Here is a 23189-nt window from a genome sequence, read left to right as displayed (position 1 = left end):
CAGATTGATCATTCAATTTGCGTGGACTTTTTTATGATTTGACTGTAATACTTGGATTGATTTCAAGAAGCTTTTTTACAAACAGCTCCCTTTCCTTTGGAGATACAAGAATGACCTGAATATGCGGATCAAATGTTATTTCAATACGATCGATTGACATAGCCGGAGCCGATAGGGGATTTTTCGTTGGACGCAGGCTGCGTATTTGTTTAATTGGGATTCGCTTTTTATAAATACCGCCGTAAACGATGAGTTCTTCCTTTTCGATGACGTATTTTGTACCAAAAAACAGTATGCATAATAAGACAATAATGAATGCCGTAACAAGCAGCAAAACAGCACTTGGCTCGGTAATGACCCCATATATCATTGAGATTGGCACAAAAATAAATATAATAGCCATCCAAATATCGACCTTCGATTTAAAAACCATGAAGAAGCCCCCCTTCTACTTTATAGCTTATAACAAAGAGGCAATATTTAAAAATACAATTAATAGAGGCTTTTGGTTATTTAATTCCATATTTCCGATCCAAAGTCACAAGACGTGCATCGTCATTTGGGCGGTTCATGACTAAATCGGCAATAATTTGAGAGCCAAGCATGCTATAAACCGTGCCGTTACCTCCAAATCCAAGCAGGTAATAGTGATTTGGCTGTTCAGGATGCTGACCGATAAAAGGGAGATGGTCTAATGACTCGCCGAAGGAAGCGCAATATTTATACGGTGCATGAAAGGTTTCGTCCGGCAATAATTCATGAAGTTTATCAAGTAGCACGTTTGCCATTGCTTCCACTTTTGTTTCATGCTTGGCAGGATCAGCTCTCTTTTCGTCTAATCCCCCAATTATAATACGGTGATCCACTGTTTTTCGCATATATAAATATGGGCAAGCAGTTTCCCAAATCAGTGCATTTTCATACCAGCCCTCAAAGCAGGGTTTTTGCTCTGTCACTATTGCATAAGAGCGGTTAATGTCAGCACCCTTCATTTTTCCATAAGGAAGACGATCGTAACCGGTCGTGTATACAATACGGGAAGTTTTAAAGATTCCGTTCATTGTATGCAAAATGATCTCATTACCTTCATCCTCAATAATATTGGCATACGTATTTTCAAATAAGTGCAGCCCTTTAGTGATAAGCTGCTCAGTTAGTGAAACAACGAATTTAAAAGGATTCATCTCCGCATCATTATGTGTATACAAAGCAGCAGACGCTTTAAAAGGCAAGCGCTTTTCTACGACAAGTTCATTCCAAAATTCAGAAGGGAATCCATGCTTTACTAATATTTCACATTCCTTTTCAAGCTTTGACACATCTTTTTTTTCACTGGCAAAGCAGATGCTTGGACGTCGAATAAAATCAGCCTGATCTTTTAAAGGTTGCGCAGCTTTTTCGAGCTGGTCAACTGCTTCATAGCAAAGTTTGTAAAAACGTACAGCATCCTCCTCTCCGATTAAATCACTTAGTTCATGTAGCTGAATATCATTTGAATATTGAAGTAGTCCTGTATTGGCGGAAGTACTGCCGGAGCCGAGCTCGTTCCGTTCTAAAACTGCTACCGTTAAGCCTTCATCAATTAGTGCTTTCGCCGTCAGTATTCCACTCATTCCGGCCCCTACGATAATTGCATCATAATGAGGTTTAATTGGTGGGTTAGAGTGTGGTTCTTTTAAAAGTGTCGTTGGCCAAAATAATAAACCATTGTGTAATTCCATAAATAGTCCCCCTTGTATTATCTAAAGAATATTTCCCGCTCCTTCCCGTTTCTAATCTTAGAATTTTTAATAACTTAATTTCGGGGTAAAGGGGAAAGAATAGAAACTAAGAGGAGGGGTATGATGGATCCTTATATTTTCGGATTTTTCACGATTGCCTATATTGCCATCTTCGTCTGGGGAATGGCAAAACATAAAAAAACTGCATCTGCCATTTTGTTTTTAGTTATTGCCGCCCTGATTTATGATAATGCAATATTAGCGTTAGGCCATGTCATCGGAGAGGGAAATCTTCTCGAAACCCTAAGCTATGGCCGTTTTTGGCTCCATGCAATATTTACACCTACTTTAATACTTTTCTCATTGTTTGTAATGAAAGAGGCAAACCTTCATTTTGCCTTTAAGAATTGGGTTCCTTTTACATTTGGTGCTTTATGGATTGTTGCCATGATTATTGAATATTTTGCGGAGCTGAGTGGGCTGGAACTAGCTCCTGAGGAATCGTATGGTGTACTTAGCTACAGTACAACAGAAGCAGCATCCGGTCCGCCACCAATGATTGTGATTGTCCTTGTCGCCTTATTAATCGCCGCAATCATGCTTGCCTGGAAAAGAAAATGGTGGTGGATGCTCGTTGGTACAGTTGTTATGACAATCGGTAGCGCATTTCCGATTGATATTGGCAGTGACGCGATTACAAATGCCTTTGAGTTAGTGTTAATTGCGACTCTAATGTGGACAGCGATCCACTTTTCGAACGACAGACCTTATAGAAGGTTTTAATGAATAATGGTTGTGCTAAGGAGATAACTTAGCGCAATTATTTTTTGTACACTACCTTGCAATGAATAGTAGTGTTTGTTACACTATTGTATATTAAATAGTAGTGAGGTGGAATAATGAATCCTCAATTTAAAAAAGGCGTGTTGAATTTATGTGTCCTCGCCTTATTGGAAAAGAAAGATATGTATGGATATGAGCTCGTGCAAGCAATTTCTACACAAATCGAAATATCAGAAGGAGCGGTATACCCGCTGTTACGCAGATTAACAAAAGACGGACTTTTTACAACATATTTAATGGAGTCCACAGAAGGCCCGCCGCGTAAATATTATCAAATTACCGAACTAGGGATTGAACAACTACAGAGCTTACGTAATGAATGGGAAAGTTTTATCTCAGGTGTAAATACTTTAATTCAAGGGAGAGAATAAAAATGGACGAACAACAATTTTTAAATTTACTTGATAACCATTTAGCAAGATTACAACAGCAGGAAAGAGATGATATCCGCAGAGACTTTGAAGAATACTTTGAAAATGGCCGTGCAGAAGGAAAAACGACAGAAGAAATTATAAAATCATTTGGAAGTGTTGAAGAGCTTGCAGAAGAACTTCTTGCTTCATATGATGAAGAGGACTTCATGGAAAATATTGCGATTGTGAAAAATGATAAGCCAATCCCGTATCAAAATGTAGAAATTGAGGCTAACGGTGTGAATGTTGTAATTGTTCCAACTGGCGCTGATGAAGCTCTTATTGAAACAAAGGATAAGGATCAAATGACAGAAGCAACCATGCAAATAAAAGATGACACTCTTTTCATCTCTATAAAGCGTCAGGAACAGGTCCGACGTTTTTGGTTTATTACAATAATAGGAACGGTCAATACAATAGATACAGTTGTTTATCTGCCTAAAAAGCAGTATGAAAAGCTTGTGATTCATAATGACAATGGACGGATTAAGGTATCTGAAACAATCGCACAGCAATTTTATCTGAAATCAGATAACGGCCGTATTTTAACAGACAATATTCAAGGGAAAGTTCTTGATGCTCATTCGGCTAACGGACGAGTGGTGCTTACAGAAACCAATATTGAACATGTAAAGGCAAGTTCCAATAATGGCCGGATTATCGCAGAGGATATGATGGGTCAAGAGCTTCAGTTAGAGTCAGATAACGGACGTGTTGAGATTAAGAATGTGTCAGGTAAAATCAATGCACAGTCACGAAATGGCCGAATTGTCGCACAGTTGAAAACTGTCCAATCTCCATTAAATTTTGAATCGGATAATGGCCAAATAATATTGAGTACAGAAGGAAAACTTCAAAATATTGAAATTGATAGTTGGACCGCTTGGGGATCCGTATCTATTTATAATGAAAAAACATCGCATTATTCGCATGGCACTAAAGAAAATACGATACTACTAAAAACAAGTAATGGTAAAATTACGGTTGAGGATCTTTTAGCTCAGTAATCTTTGTAAAAGTTAGAAATTCATCGGCACAATCCGTATAATAAAACTAATGATAGTTGAAATGGAGTCGTTAATGATGAAAACATATAGCTTTAAATTATTTGGTGGCTATAAGGTGATACTAGATAAAACGGATATAACAATTGACTATGCTGGCGAAAAGTTTCTATTTATAAACAAATCAAAACCCCGGATGAAGACTATTTCATACAATGACATATTGAGAGTTGATTACAAGGAAGCCGGTATGACATTCGGTTATGTACGACTTATTACAGCAGAAAATGCCCCATACGTAAGCAGTACGTATGTTGCTCAGCATGATGAAAATGCCTGGATGGTCGAAAAAGATGAGATTAGTTTTTTAAATGAAGTATTGGATATCCTGAAAAAACATTGTAAAGATATACAGTTCGCTCAACTGAAAGCTTAAAATTCAAATACAGCACGTCAAAAGTAAATTGACTTTTGGCGTGTTTTTATATAGCAATAAAAGTGCTGCGAAGTTTTCTTCGGAGCACTTTTCACTCTAATTCATTTGCATTTTTGACCAAAGCTGTTTGTAGTATGAATGGGAATTAATGAGCTCCGCGTGTGTACCTGAGCCTGACAGGTGACCATCTTCAAACAGTAAAATCTGGTCGGCGTTTGTAATTGTAGAAAGGCGATGTGCGATAATGACGGTCGTTCGGTTTTGCATTAATGTCTGTAAAGCGAGCTGGACTTCACGTTCGGATTCATTGTCCAAATTCGATGTCGCTTCATCAAGCAGTAATATTTGAGGATTGCGTAGAATTGCACGGGCAATCGCAATCCGCTGCTTTTGTCCTCCTGACAGTTTAATGCCGCCTTCACCAACTTCTGTTTCAATTCCTTGTTCAAGTCCAATTACAAACTCGTAGGCATAGGCAGCCTTCAATGCTTCAATTACTTGTTCGTCTGTTGCTTCGTGTTGACCATACAAAACATTTTCACGGATTGATCCATTCATAAGGGGCGCGTCCTGCGTCACATACCCAAACAATTTCCGCCATTCATATAAATCATACTGTTCAATATTTGTCTGTCCATATAAAATTTTGCCAGCTGTCACTTCATAAAAGCGTTCGATTAAAGAAAACATCGTCGTTTTCCCGCCGCCGCTACTGCTTACAAATGCCGTTGTTTTACCGGAGGGAATCGTGAAGTTCATCCCTTTTAAAATAGGCTGCTCGGCATATTGAAACTTTACATTTTGAAAAATGATATTTTGTGCCACCGTAGGAGTTGAAAGACCGGATAACTTTTCGGTTGTCTGAGCAATAATCGATTGAATACGTTCTGTTGCACCAAGTGCTTTCTGTAAGGCTGTGAAAAAAGTTGCCATTTGTGTAAAGGGAATGATGATTTGTACAAGATAAATCATAATCGCAACAAGCTCCCCTGAAGAAATTGCTCCTGAAGATACCTGTGAGCCCCCATATCCGAATAAAAGAATTAGCACAATCATCATAATGAGCGTCATAATCGGAGATAAAATAGCGAGGATTTTTGCCTCTTTTAAACCAAATCGGTAAAGCTGCTCAATCCGGTTTTCACCCCGTTCTTTTTCCAATGGTTCGGTTTGCGAAGACTTTACAAGTCGGATATTTGATAATACCCTTCCAAGATGTCCACTGAATGAAGCCAGTTCATCTTGATTGGCTTTAGCAATTTTATGCATTTTCTGTCCAAGCGGCAATGTAACAAAAATCGCAAGCGGTACGGCTATTAACATAAGAAGCGTCATTTTCCAGTCAATCCACAGTAAAATTGCAATCGCACCAATTATAGAAAAAATGCCCGATACAAAGCTTACTAAATGGTCTGTTACAAGTTCTTTTACGACACTTGTATCTTGTGTAATACGGCTCATCGTTTCCCCGGATTCGTGGGCATCAAAGTAAGGGGTTTTTAAATGTAAAATATGCTGCCAAAGTGTATTTCGTAAATTTGCAACAATTCGTTCCCCAAGCATACGCATTAGAAAGTAAGTTAAACCACTAAGCACCGCCTGTATGACTAAAATTAGAGCAACGGCAGTGACCGCTGTCCAAGCAAAACCTGTAGTCGAAAAATCGTTGATCATATTCATCGTAAATAGGGGGACAGCAAGTGAAGCGAGTGTTTCGATAATACTTAACACAAAAACAATGATGACGAGCTTTTTGGGAAATTTGCTTTTTTTAATGAGTTCCCATAATTGCTTTAGCTGAACGTTCATGTAATAACCCCCTCTAATATGTTTAATCGTGCAGCTTGATCCAAGAGCCAATTTTCTTCCTCACTAGAAAGCGGAATCGTAAATAACCAATTATCAAAATCAATATTTGCATGTTTTTCAAATTCCTGCGCTAAACTTTTCGTTAATTCTGACGGGATAATGGAAAATAACTGTTCGATTAGTTGTTTTAGTTTCGCGTCTTCTGGCGGATGCAGGAAAGCCTGTTTAATTCCATGGAGACTTTCAATGTAACGTCGATTAATTTCGATAAAATTCATATCTAAAAAACTGTATATCCTTTCAATGAGCGGCTCCGGAATATACTGTCTTAAATAATCCTTTTGGGCATCCTCTGTCAGCAGACTGTGAATGATGAGCAGTAATGTAGTGGGATCGACAGCTGTATTTTTCTGGTGAATGTGAATGGCTGTATCAATCGTTGCAAGCATTTGTTCCAGCTGTTTTTTCTTTTTTAGTAACTGCAACTTTTGATGTTCCAAAGATTGAAGCAAAGAATCATCTTTTTTAAGCAGCTCTTTAATTTCCTCTAGAGAATAATCAAGATATTTGAAAGTCACGATCTTTTGGACAGTGATGATATTAGCATCATTATAATAGCGCTGTCCGCCTTCAGAAATACGGGCAGGTATTAATAACCCTTTTTCTCCGTAATAACGCAAAGTCCGAATTGTAATGCCGGTCTTTTTAGAAAATTCCCCGATTGAATACATCTTCCTCACTCCTTATATGTAGTATAAAAGCTGACGTAACGTAACATGCAATGAAAACATTTGAAAAATATTAAAATGATGAATTTGCGATAAAAAAATAAAGTATCGATTTCTTTTTTAATACAAAAAAATAATGTGCAAATTTATCGAAAGTTGTCACATTATGTTCCACGTGAAAAAAATTCAACTAAATATGAACCAATTATGTAAGAAGAAATAATAAAAATTTGTAAAAATCAAAAATATTAAAGAAATAGCATAGAAAAAAATTACAATAAATACTATTATTTAGAAAGAAAGGTAAGGGTGTATAGAGATAGATAGGTGAATTTTATATTATGGGAGGTTAGGGAAAAATGAAGAGTAGGAACATAAATAGAATGGGAAAAATTTTACTTCAAATTGGGGTAATATGTTTCCTGTTAGCAGCGGCAACAAATACAGGTTATGCCCAAATGTTTTCGGATGTAAAAAATGATTCTAAATTAAACGAAGAACTTACAGTGTTAAATAATTTGGGTGGAGTGGTACAATTGCCAAATGATAATTTTCGTGCAGATGATCCAATTACACGCTATGAAGTGGCCGAGTTTATCGTACGCACACTGCAAATTGATTTAGAGATGAGTACAATTCCTACATATTTAGACATTCCTGCAGATGATCCGCGAATGCCTGTCATTGCAGCAATAACTGAGCTTGGCATGATGACAGGGTTTGAAGGGAAATTTAATCCGGAAGCAAAATTATCTCGTGCACAGGCGGTAAAGATTTTGGTACCGGCGTTTCAGTTAACCGGACAGGCGGCAACTTCATATACGGATATAGGAAAAAACCATAGTGCCTTACCAGCAATTCAAGCATTAGTAGCAAATAAAATTGTATACCCAGCAAAAAATCAAAAATTCAATCCGAGCGATATGATGACTCGCGGGGATTTTGTTTCATATCTTGCAAGAATTATTGAGCCGTCAATAAGACCTACTGAACCTGAACAGCCTGTATTCAAAAGCTGTGTAAAAGAAACGGCGAAAAAACGTTATGTAGTTGATGTCGCAGTAACAAACTTATGGAATAAACCTAACCAGGCGCGTGCTGTTGATTATCCTTCGACAAAAAATCCGGTAGAAATGCAAAAATGGATCTCATCATTAAGTTTGTCTCAAAAGAAATGGCTTGTTGGACGTACAGATACTCAAGCGTTGTATGGCGATGAAGTATCATTGCTTGAAACAAAAGGAAAATGGCAACGTGTCGCGGCAAAAGATCAATATGTACCATATTTAAAGGCAGGCTATCCTGGATGGGTTCCACAATCTCATGTTGTGGCAACGAACAAAAATTATGATGATTGCGGCATTGCGATTATTACTGCAGATAAAACGAATCTGTTAGAAAAAGACGCAAAAACGAAATTTTTACAAATCAGCTATGCAACTATATTGCCGGTAATTGATGAGACTGCAAAATATTATTATGTAGAGACACCGGGCGATGGGGTTAAACTACTAAAGAAAAGTGCAGCAAAATCGTATGCATCCTATAGCAAAGTTCCAAAACCAACAGCTAATACAATCATTAATGAAGCGAAGCGTTATTTGGGATTACCGTATCTATGGGCAGGGACATCTTCTTGGGGCTATGATTGCTCAGGTATTTTATATGCAGTATTCCGTACACACGGAATCATGATTCCGAGGGACTCATTCTATCAGGCAACAGGCGGTAAAGCTGTTGCGAAGAAAAATTTAAAGCCGGGGGACCTTGTATTCTTTGCATATAATGGCGGCAAGGGGAAAGTGTACCATGTTGGCCTTTATATTGGTGACGGTAAAATGTTACATGCACCACACTATGCTTCAAAAGTAAAAATTGAATCAATGAACAATGGTGTTTACAAAAAGAACTACTCAGGTGCAAGACGTTATTTATAAAAGGGCAAGTACATTAAAATAAAATTTTCCGTTTCTTTTTAACTTACATGACAAAATATTTAGTGTATTGTTAGGAGTAAGTTGGGTATATGTAAGGAATAAAGTAATTTTAAGGAGGCATATTTTATGAATCCGTGGTTAATAGCAGCTCTCGTTATATTGGGAATTGCTGTAGTTCTGTTAATCGTCTGTATTATTGTTGTAATTGGACCAATAAAAAAAGTTGTTACACTGCTATTGGCACATGCTGAAGGAATTAAAAAACAGCTGAATCCTATTCAAACCGAAACAACGAAATTAACAACAACAGTCAATCGTATGATGGCAGATATCGAATATAAAAAAGAATCTGTCCAGTCTGTCATTCAATCTGTCAAACATACAAGCGATGTATTGAACCAAGTGAGCGATGTGTCACACGATGCGACTACGAAGGTTATGAAGAAAGCACACAATGATCCACAACGACAAGCCGAGGTAGAACGTTGGACTAATACCGCAATGGGTATTATTCAGCGAAAAGCATAATCGTAAAAGGGATGTATAGAATTTCTATACATCCCTTTTTTAATTTCAGATTTACAGTATTGAAAATAAAGAAACTGCCAAATAAATATGAACATAATTTTTTATGTAAGCGCTGTTATTCTGTACTAGAACAGAACTTGCTGGTTTATCTTCTATTCTTCTGTTTTTTGTTTAAAACATGAAATTCAGGACTTTCACAAAGTGTTCAAAGATATCAGATAAATTATGAACACATTGTGAAAAGAGGGATTAGAAGGTTTCTTTTTAATTGAAATGGAGTAAAATAGAAAACAGGAAGCGTGTTATATAACAATCTGCAACTGTCACGGGAGAATCGACTATTTATAATACAGTTTTATAAAAAAGGAGAAATGAAACATGTGGGTAGTAACAGTATTTAACAATATAAACGATATTCGTATATTCGAATATACGACGAAAATTGAAGCGACTTCAAAATTAGAAAAATATACAAACGCAATATTATCATATACAAAATAAAAAAAGGAAAGGGAGCGGTAATACATGTGGGTAGTAACAGTGTTCAATAATCCTAATGACATTCGTATGTTCGAATACAAAACTAAAAGCGAGGCGGCTGCATTTTTAGCCAAGTACAAAAATGCTGTTTTGTCGTATACCAACTAGTTAATGGAAGGTCTATGTAGAAAGTGAAAGCTTTCTGCATAGGCTTTTTTATTTGGAAGGAAATATTGAGAGTAGATGGGTCCGTTTTTCTCGTTTATTAGATAGAAGATACGTTAAACGAGAATGGTGTCTATTAGAAAGAGTCTATGTTGCTAGTTATAGGGGGAGCGGAGAATGTTATAAATTTAATAACTATACTTAAATAGATTGAATATACAAAAATAACGTTTTAAAGACATAATTTTGTTTTCAAGTACTTTTTTTATACGTATAAATTCAATCCTTGTTAATATATGACTAGAATATGTGATTTCTAAAGAAGAATTCACTGAAATTGAGTACTAGAAGGTTGACGAAATATTGTTAATATAAGATAATTTTAGATGGTAATAATAATTATTTTATAATAATTATTTCATTGATATTTATATAGGAGGAATTTTAAAATGGCATTAATCGGTAAAGAAATCGCACCATTCGCTGCGAAAGCATTCCAAAAAGGCGAATTCATCGACGTAACTTCAGAAAACTTTAAAGGACAATGGTCAGTAGTATGCTTCTACCCGGCAGACTTCACATTCGTTTGCCCAACTGAATTAGAAGACTTACAAAACGAATATGCTACTTTAAAATCTTTAGGAGTAGAAGTTTACTCAGTATCGACTGATACACACTTCACTCATAAAGCATGGCATGATACTTCTGAAACAATCGGTAAAATCGAGTACATCATGATTGGTGACCCATCTCATACTATTTCTAAGGCGTTTGACGTGTTAAACGAAGAAGATGGTTTAGCAGAGCGCGGTACATTCATCATCGATCCAGACGGTGTTGTACAAGCGTTAGAAATTAATGCTGGCGGTATCGGCCGTGACGCTTCAATTTTAGTGAACAAAATTAAAGCAGCTCAATATGTACGTAACAATCCAGGTGAAGTTTGCCCAGCTAAATGGGAAGAAGGCAGCGAAACGTTAACACCAAGCTTAGATCTAGTAGGTAAAATCTAATCTGAGTAGTAAATAACAAACAAGTAAGCGACAAAAACAACCGTTACGGCTTGGTTTTGTCGCTCTGTTTTTAACTAGATAAAAGAAAGGTAAGCTCTCTATCTTCTGAATTTAATATGAAAGAGGTGAAGGGCTAGCTGTATTTGAGGGAGAATGGCCGCTTATTTTTCGGGAGAGATCGATAAGAGGTATTCATACAGCAGCTTGTACAGTGTTAGATAATCAGATTAAAGCACAATTACAGCAGTATTTATCAATGCTGGAAGGTGATTTATTAATTAAAGTGAGTGTTAATGACGACAAAACATCGCAAGAAATGCTCAATTTAGTTGAAGAGTTGGAAAAGATGTCGCCTCGTATTACGGTACAACACGCTTTACTAGAACGTACACCGAGTTTCAGTATTAATAAAGTAGGCGAAGGGGACTCCGGTATTACATTTGCTGGTTTACCACTTGGTCATGAATTTACATCATTAGTTTTAGCGCTTTTACAAGTTTCAGGTCGTGCACCGAAAATTGATGCAACAGTTGTTAAACGCATTCAAGCAATTAAGCAGCCGTTGAAGTTTGAAACGTACGTAAGTCTAACTTGTCACAACTGTCCGGATGTTGTGCAGGCATTAAACATTATGACGGTTTTAAATCCGAACATCTCGAACACGATGATTGAAGGTGGGGCATTCCAGGCTGAAATTAAAGACCGAGACATTATGGCAGTGCCTACTGTATATTTAAATGGCGAAAACTTCGGTGGCGGTCGTATGGAGTTGGAAGATATTTTAACGAAGTTAGGTGAAGTATCGGACGGCTCAGAATTTGCAGATAAAGAAGTTTTTGATGTATTGGTAGTAGGTGGTGGTCCTGCAGGTTCGGCGGCTGCTATTTATTCAGCACGTAAAGGGATTCGTACGGGTATCGTAGCTGAACGCTTCGGTGGCCAGGTTAACGATACGTTATCAATTGAAAATATTATTGGAACAAAGGCAACAGAGGGTCCTGCATTTGTCTCAAGCCTAGAAGCGCATGTTTTAGACTATGATATCGATGTGATGAAGTCACAGCGTGTAGCGAAAATCGAGAAAAAGGATCTAATTGAAGTGACGTTAGAAAATGGCGCGGTATTAAAAGGTAAAACAGTTATCCTTTCTACAGGGGCTCGTTATCGTCAACTTGAGGTACCTGGTGAGGAAAAATTTAAAAACAAAGGCGTTGCGTATTGTCCACATTGCGACGGCCCGATTTTCAAAGGGAAAGATGTTGCAGTAATCGGTGGCGGTAACTCGGGTGTAGAAGCGGCTATCGACTTAGCGGGTATTGTAAATCATGTAACGTTAATACAACGTAACAGTGAGTTGAAGGCGGATAAAGTGTTGCAAGAGCGCGTTCGCAGTCTAAAAAACGTTACAGTTATTACAAATGCATTAACTACTGAAATTACTGGAACTGATAAAGTAAATGGTTTAACATATAAAGACGTTACGACAGGTGAAGAAAAGCATGTTGAATTACAAGGTGTATTCGTTCAAATTGGTTTATTGCCAAATACAGAGTTCCTTGAAGGGACAGTAGAAATGAATGCGCATGGTGAAATTATTATAGATAAACACGGTGCAACTAATATTCCGGGAATCTTTGCTGCGGGCGATTGCACAGACACAGTGTATAAGCAAATTGTTATTTCAATGGGCTCTGGGGCAACAGCTGCTTTAGGCGCATTTGACTATATGATCCGTAATGTTGATTCACGTGAATTTATAGAAGCATAATTATAAAATCCGTTGTACGTAAAATCGTGCAACGGATTTTTTTAAAAGGTAGGATAAAGGTGATTAGATAAAGATTTTAACTAAAACAGGAGTTGATGTGAATGGTGGAAAGGAAACGGACATTGCGTATTTGTCCAATGGGGCACCGGTATTATAAAAGTACAGATTGCGGAACTTGCCCTAAATGTGAGCAGGCGAGTAAGCCGTCAGAAGGATTCTTATCTCGTTTATCCTCACCTGCGCGTAATGCATTGATAAAGGCCGGCATCACCGAGTTGGAGCATCTTGCTGAATATACGGAAAAGGAAATTTTACTATTGCATGGGATTGGACCTTCTTCATTGCCTATATTAAAACATGCGATGGCCGAAAAAAACGTAGATTTTAAAAGATAAAAAGGTTATTGCTTTAAAGTAAAAGTGTAACCATCTCTATTTTCGGGTAATAGATAAAAGACTATTCGAAAAGGAGGCTTTTATAAATGAAAGACAATAAAATAAAGCATAAAAAGCTCGACAATCCGGATTTATTGAATACCGAAAAGGAAAGCATTTTCGATATAGATGAGGAAATGAAATTTGTGGATCCAATTCCGATGGAAGAATTGAATGACCAAGTAAAAGATGAGAAACATCGTGCGAACACGAAAACTACTTCCGGTAGTGAGCGTAAAAACCAGCCGGATGAAACGAAAGACGCGTAAACTTCAAATAAATAATTATTAATACAATCCATAGATTGACCAATTTGCAAATCAGGCAAAGTGGTCAATTTTTTTTGCATCATAAAAATAATCAGCAAAAAGCTCGCTGTAAATAGAAATACAGCGAACTCGGTATTGAACGTTTCTAGAGATTAGCAGGAGGAAGGATATCATCAATTGTTCTTGCTAATTTTAATGCTTTTAATTGGAACTGTTCATAAAAAAGTTCTGTCCCTGCACCACCAATATAAAAAGAAATATGCTCGTGAACTTGTGCCAATTTTTCGAGTGTGTAAACGGACTGGGCAAATTCATTGTAAGCAATCTCGGTAGATCCTGTTAGCAGTACAATGGCTGGCTTCTTTAAAGCGATAGCAGATTGAATCGCTGTTGGAGCCGGTGAAGGACCGAGCATTAGTGTGCGGTAACCCCGTAGCATACATTGGATAAGCAGTATTTGCATTGGGATTTCATGTCTCTCTCCAGGTAGACAGCTCCCTAATGCGAGTGGTGCATCGTCCGAAACATAAAAATGTCGACGAAGGTGGCTTAAAAAGTCACGCACTGTTTGACTGCTTATTGCTTCTTGGTATTCACCCCATGCTTTTTCGCACCAAAGCTGTCCGACTTCATGAAGGAAGGGAACGACAATATCCCGAATCAGCTTCTCTACACCGAATTTATGGTGAGCCTGTTCAAGCAAATGCAAAATTTCGTGCTCATTTGCTTCGGTGCCAGCTTGAATTAGTGCTTTGTGGAAGAACGATACAGGGTCAGCTTCTGGTACATCTTTATTATTGATATAGTGATCTACCGCTTGTTTGATCGTCATACCGCTATTGATATATTGTTTCAGCTGTATTAACGTTTGAACTTCATCTTCTGAATATACGCGGTAGCCATTGTCTAATCTATCAGGTTGAATGATTTGGTAGCGATCTTCCCATTTTCGGATCAGTTGTTTAGAAAGATTCGTTAAGTTAGATACTTGTTGTATCGAATAAGTTTTCTTAGTCATATTTTACCACCTCCTAAAGAGATCCTTATTAAACTCTATTCAACCGAAAAAGAAAGTACTTGTCAAATGTTTTTCGTGTATTGTACAATGTTTGTATAACTTGGAATAAGGGTATTATTAAATGGCACGATTAACTTGTAATATTTGGAAGTTGAAAAGAAGAAGGAGGCTATGTGATGTCTAAACATCCATTGGAAAAATGGGGAAGTGTAATGGGCGGTAAGAAAACACGTTGGGTCGTTTTGGCTTTATGGATTATGTTTGCAGTTTTATTTGCACTTATCTTCCCACAAATTAATAGTGTTGAAAACTTTGCGGGTGATGAAATCCCTGATACTTATACATCAATTCAAGCAGGAAATATTATGGAGGAAGAATTCTCGTCTGATAGTGGTATACCGCTATTAATTACTTGGTATAACGAATCAGGTCTTACAGAAGAAGATTTGACAAATATTCAAGGGTTATACAAACAACTGGCGGATGAACCATTAGATGGGCAGGAAACAATACCGCCATTCCATGAACTTCCCGTTAGCGCATTGATGGGGTCACTTTCCGAGAACGGTGCAGCACTTGTCACACCGGTTTTCTTCTCAACAGAGAAAAATTCAGATGTTTTAAAAGAAAATTTAGCGATTATTAAAGAACGTACAGAAAGTCAATTTGGCGAAAATCCGTATGATACAAATTTAGAGGATGATGGACTACATGCCCGATTCTCTGGACCAGTTGGTATCTCGATTGATGCGACAGATCTTTTTAAAGCAGCTGACGTACAACTAATGATTGCCACTGTAATTATCATTTTAGTCATCTTATTAGTAATTTATCGTTCGCCAATTTTAGCGATTATCCCCTTAGTAGTAGTAGGAATAGCATATTTAGTTGTAAGTCCTTTACTTGGCGCGATGGCTGAAAATGGATGGATCGATAAAGATGCGCAAGCGGTAGCAATTATGATTGTTTTACTGTTTGGTGCAGGTACGGACTATTGTTTATTTTTAATTACACGCTATCGAGATATATTGTTGACTGAAGATAATAAATTTACGGCATTGGCATCGGCTGTTCGTGAATCAACAGGCGCAATCGTAATGAGTGGCCTAACAGTTGTAATCGGTTTAGCGACATTGGCATTGGCGGATTACGGCGCATTCCAGCGTTTTGCCGTTCCGTTTAGCTTTGGTGTATTAATTACAGGATTTGCTGTAGTTACATTGCTCCCTGCCGTTCTAGGTATTTTAGGCCGTGCAGCATTTTGGCCGTTTGTTCCTCGTACGGAGGAAGCTGAAAAAGCAAATGCAGAAAAGAAAAACAAACCATATAAACAACGTAAACCTAATCACCGTTATATGAGAGCGGTCGGTGAGTTTGTTACTTCTAAACCATGGCTTGTCATTATTGTAGCAGGAGCAGTCTTAATCGGTTTAGCATTCGCTTCTACAAATATTAAATATAATTACGATTTAATATCTTCATTCCCTGAAGATATGCCTTCACGTGAAGGATTTAAAATCATTGAAGAAAACTTTACACCAGGTGAATTGGCGCCGGTTCAGTTATTAGTAGACAGTGAAGGTACTGATCTGGACATTACAGAACAACTGTTAAGGCTTCCATATGTCGGTGTAGTGAAAGAAATGCGTACAGGTGAAACAAATAACAATATTCAACTTTATGAAATCGATTTGGATAAAAATCCATATTCGAATGAAGCAATGGATGATGTTGAGCAAATGAAGGACGATGTTAAGGGAATTCTTGCGGATAGCAATCTGGAAGATGGCCAATTCTGGATAGGGGGCGAAACGAGCTCTCAACTAGATACAAAAGTTGTTCAGTCGGGCGATGAAAACATTATTCAGCCTGTCATGATTATTATTATTTTTATCGTATTATTAGTTTACTTACGTGCTCTAATTACATCAATTCAATTAATGGTAACAGTAGTGATTTCCTTCTTCTCTGCTTTAGGTGCAGGCTGGCTGATCATCCATTACGGTTTAGGACACGAAGCAATGGCAAGTTCGATTCCGCTATATAGTTTCGTATTTATTATCGCATTAGGTAACGACTATAATATTTTCATGATTTCCGATATATGGAAAAACCGCAAGCGTGGTATTGCGCATAAAGAGGCCATTTCAAATGGTATTGCTTCAACAGGTGCAGTTATTACGTCAGCGGGTCTGATTTTAGCAGGTACATTCCTAGTATTAGCGTCATTACCAATCCAGCTATTAGTACAATTCGGTATTGTTACAGCGGTTGGGGTACTGCTTGATACGTTTGTCGTACGTCCACTGCTCGTTCCAGCCCTCATTACTGTATTTGGTAAGTGGTCATACTGGCCAAATAAAAAGCTTAAAGAATAGCAAAAAGCGTACAGCTCCCGAATAAGGGGGCTATACGCTTCTTTTTTATGAAGAAGTTAATGATCCGGATTGCAGGCGATACATAAGTTCATATTTACCGCCAAGTGCGACAAGTTCATCATGGCTGCCTTGTTCAACAATCTCACCACGGTCCAATACTAAAATTTTATCTGCATTTTTAATAGTGGAAAGTCGGTGGGCGATAATAAACGTTGTACGACCTTTTTTCAGTACATCCATTGCATGTTGAATAATTTCCTCTGTTTCTGAGTCGATATTCGATGTCGCCTCATCCAGAATAAGAATAGCCGGATCAAATGCAAGCGCACGCGCAAACGAAATTAACTGGCGCTGACCAGAAGAAAGTGTACTTCCTTTTTCGATTACAGGCTCATCAATTCCTTTTTCAAATTTTGATAAGACACGTTCGCCTCCGACTGCTTCAAGTGCTTTTTCAACGGTTTCTCTTGAAATTCGCTTATCATTGAGGCTAACGTTCGAAGCGATCGTCCCGGTGAACAAATACGGATCCTGCAATACGATTCCCATATGCTCACGAATCGCTTGGCGCGGAAGCTTCGTAATATCTTTCCCGTCAATGATAATACGGCCTTTTTGCGGATCATAAAAGCGGAACAGTAAATTCATAATCGAACTTTTCCCCGAGCCTGTATGGCCGACAAGTGCGATTGTTTCGCCTTCTTTTGCTTCAAAGTGAATATTTTTTAATACATATTCATCATTTTTATAGGCGAATGAGACATGATCAAACACAACATTTCCTTTATAACGTTCAATTCGTTCTGTACTTACAGCTTCCCCTTGCTGATCAAGCAGTTCAAATACACGTGAACCTGCTACAAGTGAACGTTCAAGCTGAGAGAACTGGTTGACTAAGTTTGTAATCGGATTGAACAGGCGTGTAATATAATCAACAAACGCATACAGCGTACCGGCTGATACTGCTTCTGGCATTGTCATTGATTGGGTGCCGAAGTAATAAACGAAAACTGCAAACATTCCAAGACGTAAAATATTTACGAGGTTATGTGATGTCGCGGAGTCCAGCAATAGAAGCTTTCGGTTGTATTTGTAATGTTCATCATTCATCTCGTCGAACTCTTGCTTCATCTGTTCTTCACGGCGGAATGCCTGAATTATCGTCATCCCATTAATCGATTCGTTAATCATTGCGTTAATGTCCGCAATTTTTGTTCGAATAATATGGTTGTACTGGGAAGCGAATTTCCGATATAAAATCATCCAAGTATAAACAATCGGAACAAGCAATAGAGCAAACAGTGCCATTTTCCAATTTAGTATAAATAAAGCTATATATACCCCTGCAATGGTAATAAAGCTGTTCGCAAATTGCGAAAGTACAGTTACATACAGATTGCGGATTGCCTCTGTATCATTTGTGACACGGGCTACAACTTTCCCGGCTGGCAGGTTATCGAAGTATTCAATTGGCAGCTTTTGAATATGTCCGAATACATCTTTCCGTAACTGCTGAATTACGAAGTTTGCACCACGTTGTAAAAAGATGAACATTAAGTAACGGAACACAGCAGTCAGCACAGATAATAAGAAGAAAATCGACAGCAGTATCGCAATCGGTTCTACTTGCAGATTACCTGGTTCCATGTAATGGTCGATAATATATTTTGCGATGAACGGTCCTGCAATATCAGTTGCGACCGCAATTGTTAATAAAGCTAAGCCGATTAAAATCGGTTTTTTAAATTTTAAAGCATACAGGTACAGTCGTTTTGATGTACTCATTGCTCCACCTCCTCAAGCTGCTGGCGGTCAAATTGCTCTTTGTACCAACCACCTAAGCGTAGAAGCTCTTCATGTGTACCTCGTTCAACGATATAACCATCATCCAGCACGATTATTTCATCCGCATGTTGAATACCTGACAGGCGGTGAGTTGAAATGATCGTCGTTTTTCCAGCGCGCTCTATTTGTATATTTTCAATAATTTTTGATTCTGTTTTAGCATCGACAGCAGATAAAGAATCGTCCAAAATTAGAATTTCCGGATCTTTAATCAGTGCACGTGCAATTGATACCCGCTGTTTTTGACCACCAGATAAAGATACTCCTTTTTCACCGACAAGTGTTTCAATGCCAAGCGGTAAATTTGATAAATCTTTTTCAAAGTCTGCCAGTCGAATCGCTTCTTCGATTTCACTGTTCGTAGCATCTTCTTTCCCGAATAAAATGTTTTCACGAATTGTACGGGAGAATAGTACATGGTCCTGTGGCACATAGCCGATCCAGTCCAATATTTGTTCTTTTGTCATTTGTGCCAAGTCCGTATTATTAATGGCGATTTGACCATTGCCTAACGGATATTCACGCAACAGCTGACGAATAAATGTTGTCTTTCCTGAACCTGTTTTCCCGACAATACCGAGTGTTTGCCCTTTTTTAAGGTTCAGTGAGATTTGCTGCAAGTTTTTCACCTGAGATAGAGGATACTGGAATGTAAATTCAGAAAACCCGATAGAATTTGGTACTTGGTGCGACATTGGTGAAGGAGGGTTTTGAACATCCGCTTCATATTCCAATGTATCCTGTACACGGTCAAGTGAAGCACTCCCTTGCTGCATGACATTGATCAGCTCGCCAATCGCAAACATTGGCCAAATTGCCAGACCTAAATATACGTTGAATGAAACGAGCTGACCGACCGTTAGCTCAGAATTTGAGACAAGAACAGCACCATAGCCCAATGCGATTACATAACAAATGCCAGTTCCGATTTTTGTAATTGGCATAAAGAGTCCGTTAATATAAGCGACACGCATGTTTTTTGCAAAAATATTTTCGCTCATTTCAGCGAATCGTTCTTCATCTTTTCCTTCTTGAACGTACGCGCGGATTACGCGAGTTCCAGCAACAGATTCCAACACATTGTCATTCATCTCCCCGAATGCATCCTGTGCTTTCATATAACGTTCATGAACAATTTTCCCTAAATATTGAATGATTAGAGCCATGACAGGAATTGGGAGCATCGCGAAAAATGTCAGCTTCCAGGAAATAAAAAAGCCCATTGCTAAAATGATCAGTGCCATATAGACCGTCGAGTCAATGAGTGTCATAATACCAAAGCCAGCAGTCAATGTTACGGCATTCAAGTCGTTTGTGGCTTTTGCCATTAAGTCACCGGTACGGTTTTTTTCATAAAATGTAGGAGTCATTTTTAAAAATTGGTGCATTAATTTTTTACGTAATATACGGTCCAGTGCAATCGAACCGCCAAACAGCTGGTATTGCCATATGAAGTTTAAAGCATAGCTAACGATGGCAGCGCCTATAACGAAACCTACATACTTCAGCAGCTGCATCTGATCCATATCTCCATTTGTCATGTCATCAATGGCTTCCCCTAAAATCCATGGAGGCAAAACTTCAATAAAGCTCGCCAGCATAAGGAGCACAATCGCAATTGTATATTGCTTACGGTACAGTTTTAAAAACCATTTTAATTTCACAAATACATTAAACATTACGTATACCTTCTTTCTTTATTGTTGATCGTGTTGCTACCCATCATCGTATCGATCCATTTTTAATAGTTTTCGCTGTAAAAAGATAGTCATATAAAGCCCTCCTAAAATTGTTGTTACACTAAAATGCATCGTACATTTTTCGGATATTTAAAAGCCGGCCGATGCAAACAAAAAAGACACCTATTCCGATTTTTCGAAAAGGTGTCAAAACGAAAAGGGCACAGGGAAGTCCACACCTGTGCCTTTTATTTACAAGTACGTGCGAAATTAAAACAAAAGTTCAGGTTAGGGCAATATGAAATTGTCGTTGTTGAAATAGGTAACTTTACAATTGGTGTCATCATATCCCTAAACTCCTTTCCTTGTTTTAATTTATTTAGTGTTCCTTAATAATATTGGAGGTAATTACCGTTGTCAATATTTTTTGAAAACATTTTATTTTCAGTGTTGTAATTTATTGGATTTATTTTGATTAAATAGACTTAGCCGTATTTCGACTATAAAAGTACTTGGAAAAAGCCGCCGGAAGTTTGAAAATTGTTTGTTTATTCTGTATCTTGAAAGTAATACATCAAAAGGAAGGAGCGAGACAACGATGAAGAAATTATTATTAGTAATGCTATTTGCGCTTTTGCTCGCAGCATGCGGGACAAAAGAGACGAGTGATGATGTAAAAAATGTCCCGGGAAATAATTCAGACAATGTGACACAGGGTAGCCCTGGAGTGAAAGAGGAAAAGATTACTTTATATAAATCAGATGAGAATGCTGAAAAAACGGTTCCATTCGATGAAAACTTTGATAGCGGTGAAGAAGAACTTGTACCGTTTATTTTTTCAAAAGTAAATGAACATGATGTAGAACTCTTGGATTATACGATGGAAAACGAAGACAAAAGTTTAGTGCTTAATTTAGGTGATGATATTTATACAATTCAAGGTTCTGCAGGTGCCAACATGTTTGTTGAAACGTTAGCGCGTTCTTATTTTGAGAATTTACCAGAATTGCAGGATATAACGTTTCTTTACAAAGGATCGGATGAACCAATCTTAGATCATATGAATATAGGACTACCATATAAACGACAAGATTTTGATATGTAGAAGGGGGATAGCTGAAGATGAAGCAACTATGGACTAATGGCACAATATATACGATGGAACAAGAAGGGGCGACTGTGCAGGCAGTACTTGTACAAGGTGGTAAAATTGTGGAGACAGGAGCTTTCGACGATTTACTAGTCTATGCAGATGAGGTTATCGACTTGCAGGGCGCAGCTATGTACCCAGGCTTTGTAGATAGTCATCTCCACATGATTGGACACGGTGAAAAGTTGATGCGTCTTGATTTGACAGTAGCGACAAGCGGTGAAGAGCTTCTGCAACTGGTGAAAAATGCGGCAAGCCAACTACAGGTTGGGCAGTGGCTCATTGGGGACGGATGGAATGAAAATCAATTTACAGATGGCCGTATCCCAACGAAAGAGGAATTGGATGCTGTCACTAATAACCCCATATTCCTTAATCGTGTGTGTCACCATGTTGCTTTAGTCAATTCAGCCGCACTCCAATTGGCGGGGGTTACAATAAATACCGAAGATGCGGCAGGCGGAAAGATTGGCCGTCATGAAAATGATGAGCTAAACGGATTGTTGTACGAACAGGCAACGAATCTAGTATCTTCACTATTCAAACAAGAGGGGGAAAGCTATATCGAAAGCTTGGCGCAGTCCTTGCAGCTGGCTATTGAACATATGCAATCCTATGGTTTAACTGGCGGACATACAGAAGAGATGAGTTATTATGGTCACTTTATGAATCCATTAACTGCCTATCATAGCGTAATAGGTGAACGAAAACATTTCCGTGTCAATTTATTGCGCCATCATGCGGTATTTGAGGAAATGATTACGAATCATGCGCCATTTAGTGAGCCATATATCGAGCCTGGTGCGATGAAAATTTTTGCAGATGGTTCATTAGGCGGCTCTACGGCTGCACTATTGGCTCCCTATGCAAATGATGAACATAATAAAGGGATGCTTATTCATACGGATGCTCAAATGGAAGCACTCATTCAATTAGCGCGAAAATATAATGAAGCGGTAGCTATTCATATAATCGGTGATGGCGCAATGGAACAGGTGCTTCAATATCTAGAAAAATATCCTGTAGCTGACGGGAAGCGCGATCGCCTGATCCATTGCTGCGTCGTATCTGAAGAACAGCTTGCTCGAATGAAAAAACTGCAGGTTATATTGGATTTGCAGCCGGCCTTTGTTACATCAGACTATCCATGGGTAACTGAGAAACTTGGTGAAAACCGTGCTGGTCATCATTATGCTTGGAAAACTTTTATAGATGAAGGTTTCATATGTGCTGCAGGTACCGATGCGCCGATTGAAGCAATGAGTCCATTTGAAACGATCTATGCGGCAGTAGAGCGAAAGAAGCCAAAAGATATACATGAAGGTTATAACAGAGAGCAAAAGGTTTCCCGTTTTGAGGCAGTGAAAATGTACACGGTTGGAAGTGCAGAGGCAATTTGTAAAGAAAATGAACGCGGGTATATCCGCAATGGATATGATGCAGATTTTACAGTACTTGATACCGATTTAATGAAATGCAGCTCGGAAGAAATTCTCCAGACAAATGCATTGTTAACTGTCGTTGGAGGAACTATCGTCTATAAAAGAGAATAAGATAGTAAAAGAATCACA

General features: G+C 38.2%; 22 protein-coding genes. 15 read left to right on the top strand and 7 right to left on the bottom strand.

Annotated features, from left to right (window positions below; all coding sequences use genetic code 11):
• Positions 1-31: 31 nt before the first annotated feature.
• On the bottom strand, positions 32-433 hold the full coding sequence (locus ABS917_RS12885; protein WP_350479352.1) for a PH domain-containing protein: 402 nt from the start codon (positions 431-433) through the stop codon (positions 32-34).
• A gap of 76 nt (positions 434-509) precedes the next feature.
• Positions 510-1721 (bottom strand): NAD(P)/FAD-dependent oxidoreductase, encoded by a 1212-nt coding sequence (locus tag ABS917_RS12880; protein ID WP_350479351.1) that lies wholly within the window; start codon positions 1719-1721, stop codon positions 510-512.
• A 123-nt stretch (positions 1722-1844) separates the two neighbouring features.
• Here ABS917_RS12880 and ABS917_RS12875 point away from each other — a divergent pair, with 123 nt between their 5' ends.
• The 4 genes from ABS917_RS12875 (at position 1845) to ABS917_RS12860 (ending at position 4417) form a co-directional block, all read left to right on the top strand.
• Positions 1845-2504 (top strand): phospholipid phosphatase, encoded by a 660-nt coding sequence (locus ABS917_RS12875; protein ID WP_350479350.1) that lies wholly within the window; start codon positions 1845-1847, stop codon positions 2502-2504.
• Between the two features lie 116 nt (positions 2505-2620).
• Positions 2621-2935: a PadR family transcriptional regulator gene (locus ABS917_RS12870; RefSeq protein ID WP_350479349.1), complete on the top strand. Its 315-nt coding sequence runs from the start codon at positions 2621-2623 to the stop codon at positions 2933-2935.
• A gap of 2 nt (positions 2936-2937) precedes the next feature.
• Complete coding sequence (locus ABS917_RS12865; protein WP_350479348.1) at positions 2938-3984, top strand: DUF4097 family beta strand repeat-containing protein; 1047 nt, start codon at positions 2938-2940, stop codon at positions 3982-3984.
• Positions 3985-4060: 76 nt separating this feature from the next.
• The gene (locus ABS917_RS12860; protein ID WP_350479347.1) at positions 4061-4417 is read left to right on the top strand and encodes an N-6 DNA methylase family protein; all 357 of its coding nucleotides are present in this window, start codon (positions 4061-4063) and stop codon (positions 4415-4417) included.
• Positions 4418-4513: 96 nt separating this feature from the next.
• Here ABS917_RS12860 and ABS917_RS12855 read toward each other — a convergent pair whose 3' ends face one another.
• Positions 4514-6226, bottom strand: a complete 1713-nt coding sequence (locus ABS917_RS12855) for an ABC transporter ATP-binding protein (RefSeq protein ID WP_350479346.1) — start codon at positions 6224-6226, stop codon at positions 4514-4516.
• Entirely contained in the window at positions 6223-6957 is a 735-nt protein-coding gene (locus ABS917_RS12850; RefSeq protein ID WP_350479345.1) for a MerR family transcriptional regulator, read from the bottom strand. The genes ABS917_RS12855 and ABS917_RS12850 overlap by 4 nt, the downstream gene beginning before the upstream one ends.
• A gap of 380 nt (positions 6958-7337) precedes the next feature.
• On the opposite strand from ABS917_RS12850, the gene ABS917_RS12845 reads away from it, so the two are divergent.
• From ABS917_RS12845 to ABS917_RS12810, 8 genes are all read left to right on the top strand, one after another.
• Entirely contained in the window at positions 7338-8891 is a 1554-nt protein-coding gene (locus tag ABS917_RS12845) for an NlpC/P60 family protein (protein WP_350479344.1), read from the top strand.
• Between the two features lie 126 nt (positions 8892-9017).
• Positions 9018-9419, top strand: coding sequence for a DUF948 domain-containing protein (locus ABS917_RS12840; RefSeq protein WP_350479343.1), 402 nt, complete (start codon positions 9018-9020; stop codon positions 9417-9419).
• A gap of 378 nt (positions 9420-9797) precedes the next feature.
• Positions 9798-9920 (top strand): hypothetical protein, encoded by a 123-nt coding sequence (locus ABS917_RS12835; protein WP_350479342.1) that lies wholly within the window; start codon positions 9798-9800, stop codon positions 9918-9920.
• A gap of 24 nt (positions 9921-9944) precedes the next feature.
• The gene (locus tag ABS917_RS12830) at positions 9945-10067 is read left to right on the top strand and encodes a hypothetical protein (protein WP_350479341.1); all 123 of its coding nucleotides are present in this window, start codon (positions 9945-9947) and stop codon (positions 10065-10067) included.
• Positions 10068-10513: 446 nt separating this feature from the next.
• Positions 10514-11077 carry an alkyl hydroperoxide reductase subunit C gene (gene ahpC, locus ABS917_RS12825; RefSeq protein ID WP_350479340.1) on the top strand — a complete coding sequence of 188 codons (564 nt, stop codon included), beginning with the start codon at positions 10514-10516 and terminating at the stop codon, positions 11075-11077.
• Between the two features lie 211 nt (positions 11078-11288).
• Positions 11289-12845, top strand: coding sequence for an alkyl hydroperoxide reductase subunit F (gene ahpF, locus ABS917_RS12820; protein ID WP_350479339.1), 1557 nt, complete (start codon positions 11289-11291; stop codon positions 12843-12845).
• A gap of 101 nt (positions 12846-12946) precedes the next feature.
• Entirely contained in the window at positions 12947-13240 is a 294-nt protein-coding gene (locus tag ABS917_RS12815) for a helix-hairpin-helix domain-containing protein (RefSeq protein ID WP_350479338.1), read from the top strand.
• Between the two features lie 86 nt (positions 13241-13326).
• Positions 13327-13548, top strand: coding sequence for a hypothetical protein (locus tag ABS917_RS12810; RefSeq protein WP_350479337.1), 222 nt, complete (start codon positions 13327-13329; stop codon positions 13546-13548).
• A gap of 145 nt (positions 13549-13693) precedes the next feature.
• Here ABS917_RS12810 and ABS917_RS12805 read toward each other — a convergent pair whose 3' ends face one another.
• A complete protein-coding gene (locus tag ABS917_RS12805) occupies positions 13694-14566 on the bottom strand; it encodes a MerR family transcriptional regulator (protein ID WP_350479336.1) in 873 nt (290 codons plus the stop codon).
• Between the two features lie 176 nt (positions 14567-14742).
• Between ABS917_RS12805 and ABS917_RS12800 the strand changes: the two genes are divergently transcribed.
• Positions 14743-16944 carry an MMPL family transporter gene (locus tag ABS917_RS12800; protein ID WP_350479335.1) on the top strand — a complete coding sequence of 734 codons (2202 nt, stop codon included), beginning with the start codon at positions 14743-14745 and terminating at the stop codon, positions 16942-16944.
• Positions 16945-16989: 45 nt separating this feature from the next.
• On the opposite strand, the gene ABS917_RS12795 is transcribed toward ABS917_RS12800, so the two are convergent.
• Both ABS917_RS12795 and ABS917_RS12790 read right to left on the bottom strand, forming a co-directional pair.
• Positions 16990-18729: an ABC transporter ATP-binding protein gene (locus ABS917_RS12795; protein WP_350479334.1), complete on the bottom strand. Its 1740-nt coding sequence runs from the start codon at positions 18727-18729 to the stop codon at positions 16990-16992.
• Positions 18726-20468 carry an ABC transporter ATP-binding protein gene (locus ABS917_RS12790; RefSeq protein WP_350479333.1) on the bottom strand — a complete coding sequence of 581 codons (1743 nt, stop codon included), beginning with the start codon at positions 20466-20468 and terminating at the stop codon, positions 18726-18728. The genes ABS917_RS12795 and ABS917_RS12790 overlap by 4 nt, the downstream gene beginning before the upstream one ends.
• Positions 20469-21066: 598 nt before the next feature.
• Here ABS917_RS12790 and ABS917_RS12785 point away from each other — a divergent pair.
• Together ABS917_RS12785 and ABS917_RS12780 are read left to right on the top strand one after the other, a co-directional pair.
• Positions 21067-21573, top strand: coding sequence for a fructose-2,6-bisphosphatase (locus ABS917_RS12785; protein ID WP_350479332.1), 507 nt, complete (start codon positions 21067-21069; stop codon positions 21571-21573).
• 17 nt (positions 21574-21590) lie between these two features.
• Positions 21591-23171 (top strand): amidohydrolase, encoded by a 1581-nt coding sequence (locus ABS917_RS12780; RefSeq protein ID WP_350479331.1) that lies wholly within the window; start codon positions 21591-21593, stop codon positions 23169-23171.
• The last annotated feature ends 18 nt before the right edge of the window (positions 23172-23189 follow it).

The organism is Solibacillus sp. (genome assembly GCF_040273735.1).
GTDB lineage: Bacteria > Bacillota > Bacilli > Bacillales_A > Planococcaceae > Solibacillus.
Note: the sequence above shows the minus strand (reverse complement) of the source record. Positions and strands in the feature narration are given on the sequence as shown.

Excerpts from the sequence above, each read along its gene's own strand:
- ABS917_RS12885 (WP_350479352.1), bottom strand. The coding sequence starts at position 433 with ATGGTTTTTAAATCGAAGGTCGATATTTGGATGGCTATTATATTTATT.
- ABS917_RS12880 (WP_350479351.1), bottom strand. The coding sequence starts at position 1,721 with ATGGAATTACACAATGGTTTATTATTTTGGCCAACGACACTTTTAAAA.
- ABS917_RS12875 (WP_350479350.1), top strand. The coding sequence starts at position 1,845 with ATGGATCCTTATATTTTCGGATTTTTCACGATTGCCTATATTGCCATC.
- ABS917_RS12870 (WP_350479349.1), top strand. The coding sequence starts at position 2,621 with ATGAATCCTCAATTTAAAAAAGGCGTGTTGAATTTATGTGTCCTCGCC.
- ABS917_RS12865 (WP_350479348.1), top strand. The coding sequence starts at position 2,938 with ATGGACGAACAACAATTTTTAAATTTACTTGATAACCATTTAGCAAGA.
- ABS917_RS12860 (WP_350479347.1), top strand. The coding sequence starts at position 4,061 with ATGAAAACATATAGCTTTAAATTATTTGGTGGCTATAAGGTGATACTA.
- ABS917_RS12855 (WP_350479346.1), bottom strand. The coding sequence starts at position 6,226 with ATGAACGTTCAGCTAAAGCAATTATGGGAACTCATTAAAAAAAGCAAA.
- ABS917_RS12850 (WP_350479345.1), bottom strand. The coding sequence starts at position 6,957 with ATGTATTCAATCGGGGAATTTTCTAAAAAGACCGGCATTACAATTCGG.
- ABS917_RS12845 (WP_350479344.1), top strand. The coding sequence starts at position 7,338 with ATGGGAAAAATTTTACTTCAAATTGGGGTAATATGTTTCCTGTTAGCA.
- ABS917_RS12840 (WP_350479343.1), top strand. The coding sequence starts at position 9,018 with ATGAATCCGTGGTTAATAGCAGCTCTCGTTATATTGGGAATTGCTGTA.
- ABS917_RS12835 (WP_350479342.1), top strand. The coding sequence starts at position 9,798 with ATGTGGGTAGTAACAGTATTTAACAATATAAACGATATTCGTATATTC.
- ABS917_RS12830 (WP_350479341.1), top strand. The coding sequence starts at position 9,945 with ATGTGGGTAGTAACAGTGTTCAATAATCCTAATGACATTCGTATGTTC.
- ahpC (WP_350479340.1), top strand. The coding sequence starts at position 10,514 with ATGGCATTAATCGGTAAAGAAATCGCACCATTCGCTGCGAAAGCATTC.
- ABS917_RS12815 (WP_350479338.1), top strand. The coding sequence starts at position 12,947 with ATGGTGGAAAGGAAACGGACATTGCGTATTTGTCCAATGGGGCACCGG.
- ABS917_RS12810 (WP_350479337.1), top strand. The coding sequence starts at position 13,327 with ATGAAAGACAATAAAATAAAGCATAAAAAGCTCGACAATCCGGATTTA.
- ABS917_RS12805 (WP_350479336.1), bottom strand. The coding sequence starts at position 14,566 with ATGACTAAGAAAACTTATTCGATACAACAAGTATCTAACTTAACGAAT.
- ABS917_RS12800 (WP_350479335.1), top strand. The coding sequence starts at position 14,743 with ATGTCTAAACATCCATTGGAAAAATGGGGAAGTGTAATGGGCGGTAAG.
- ABS917_RS12795 (WP_350479334.1), bottom strand. The coding sequence starts at position 18,729 with ATGAGTACATCAAAACGACTGTACCTGTATGCTTTAAAATTTAAAAAA.
- ABS917_RS12790 (WP_350479333.1), bottom strand. The coding sequence starts at position 20,468 with ATGTTTAATGTATTTGTGAAATTAAAATGGTTTTTAAAACTGTACCGT.
- ABS917_RS12785 (WP_350479332.1), top strand. The coding sequence starts at position 21,067 with ATGAAGAAATTATTATTAGTAATGCTATTTGCGCTTTTGCTCGCAGCA.
- ABS917_RS12780 (WP_350479331.1), top strand. The coding sequence starts at position 21,591 with ATGAAGCAACTATGGACTAATGGCACAATATATACGATGGAACAAGAA.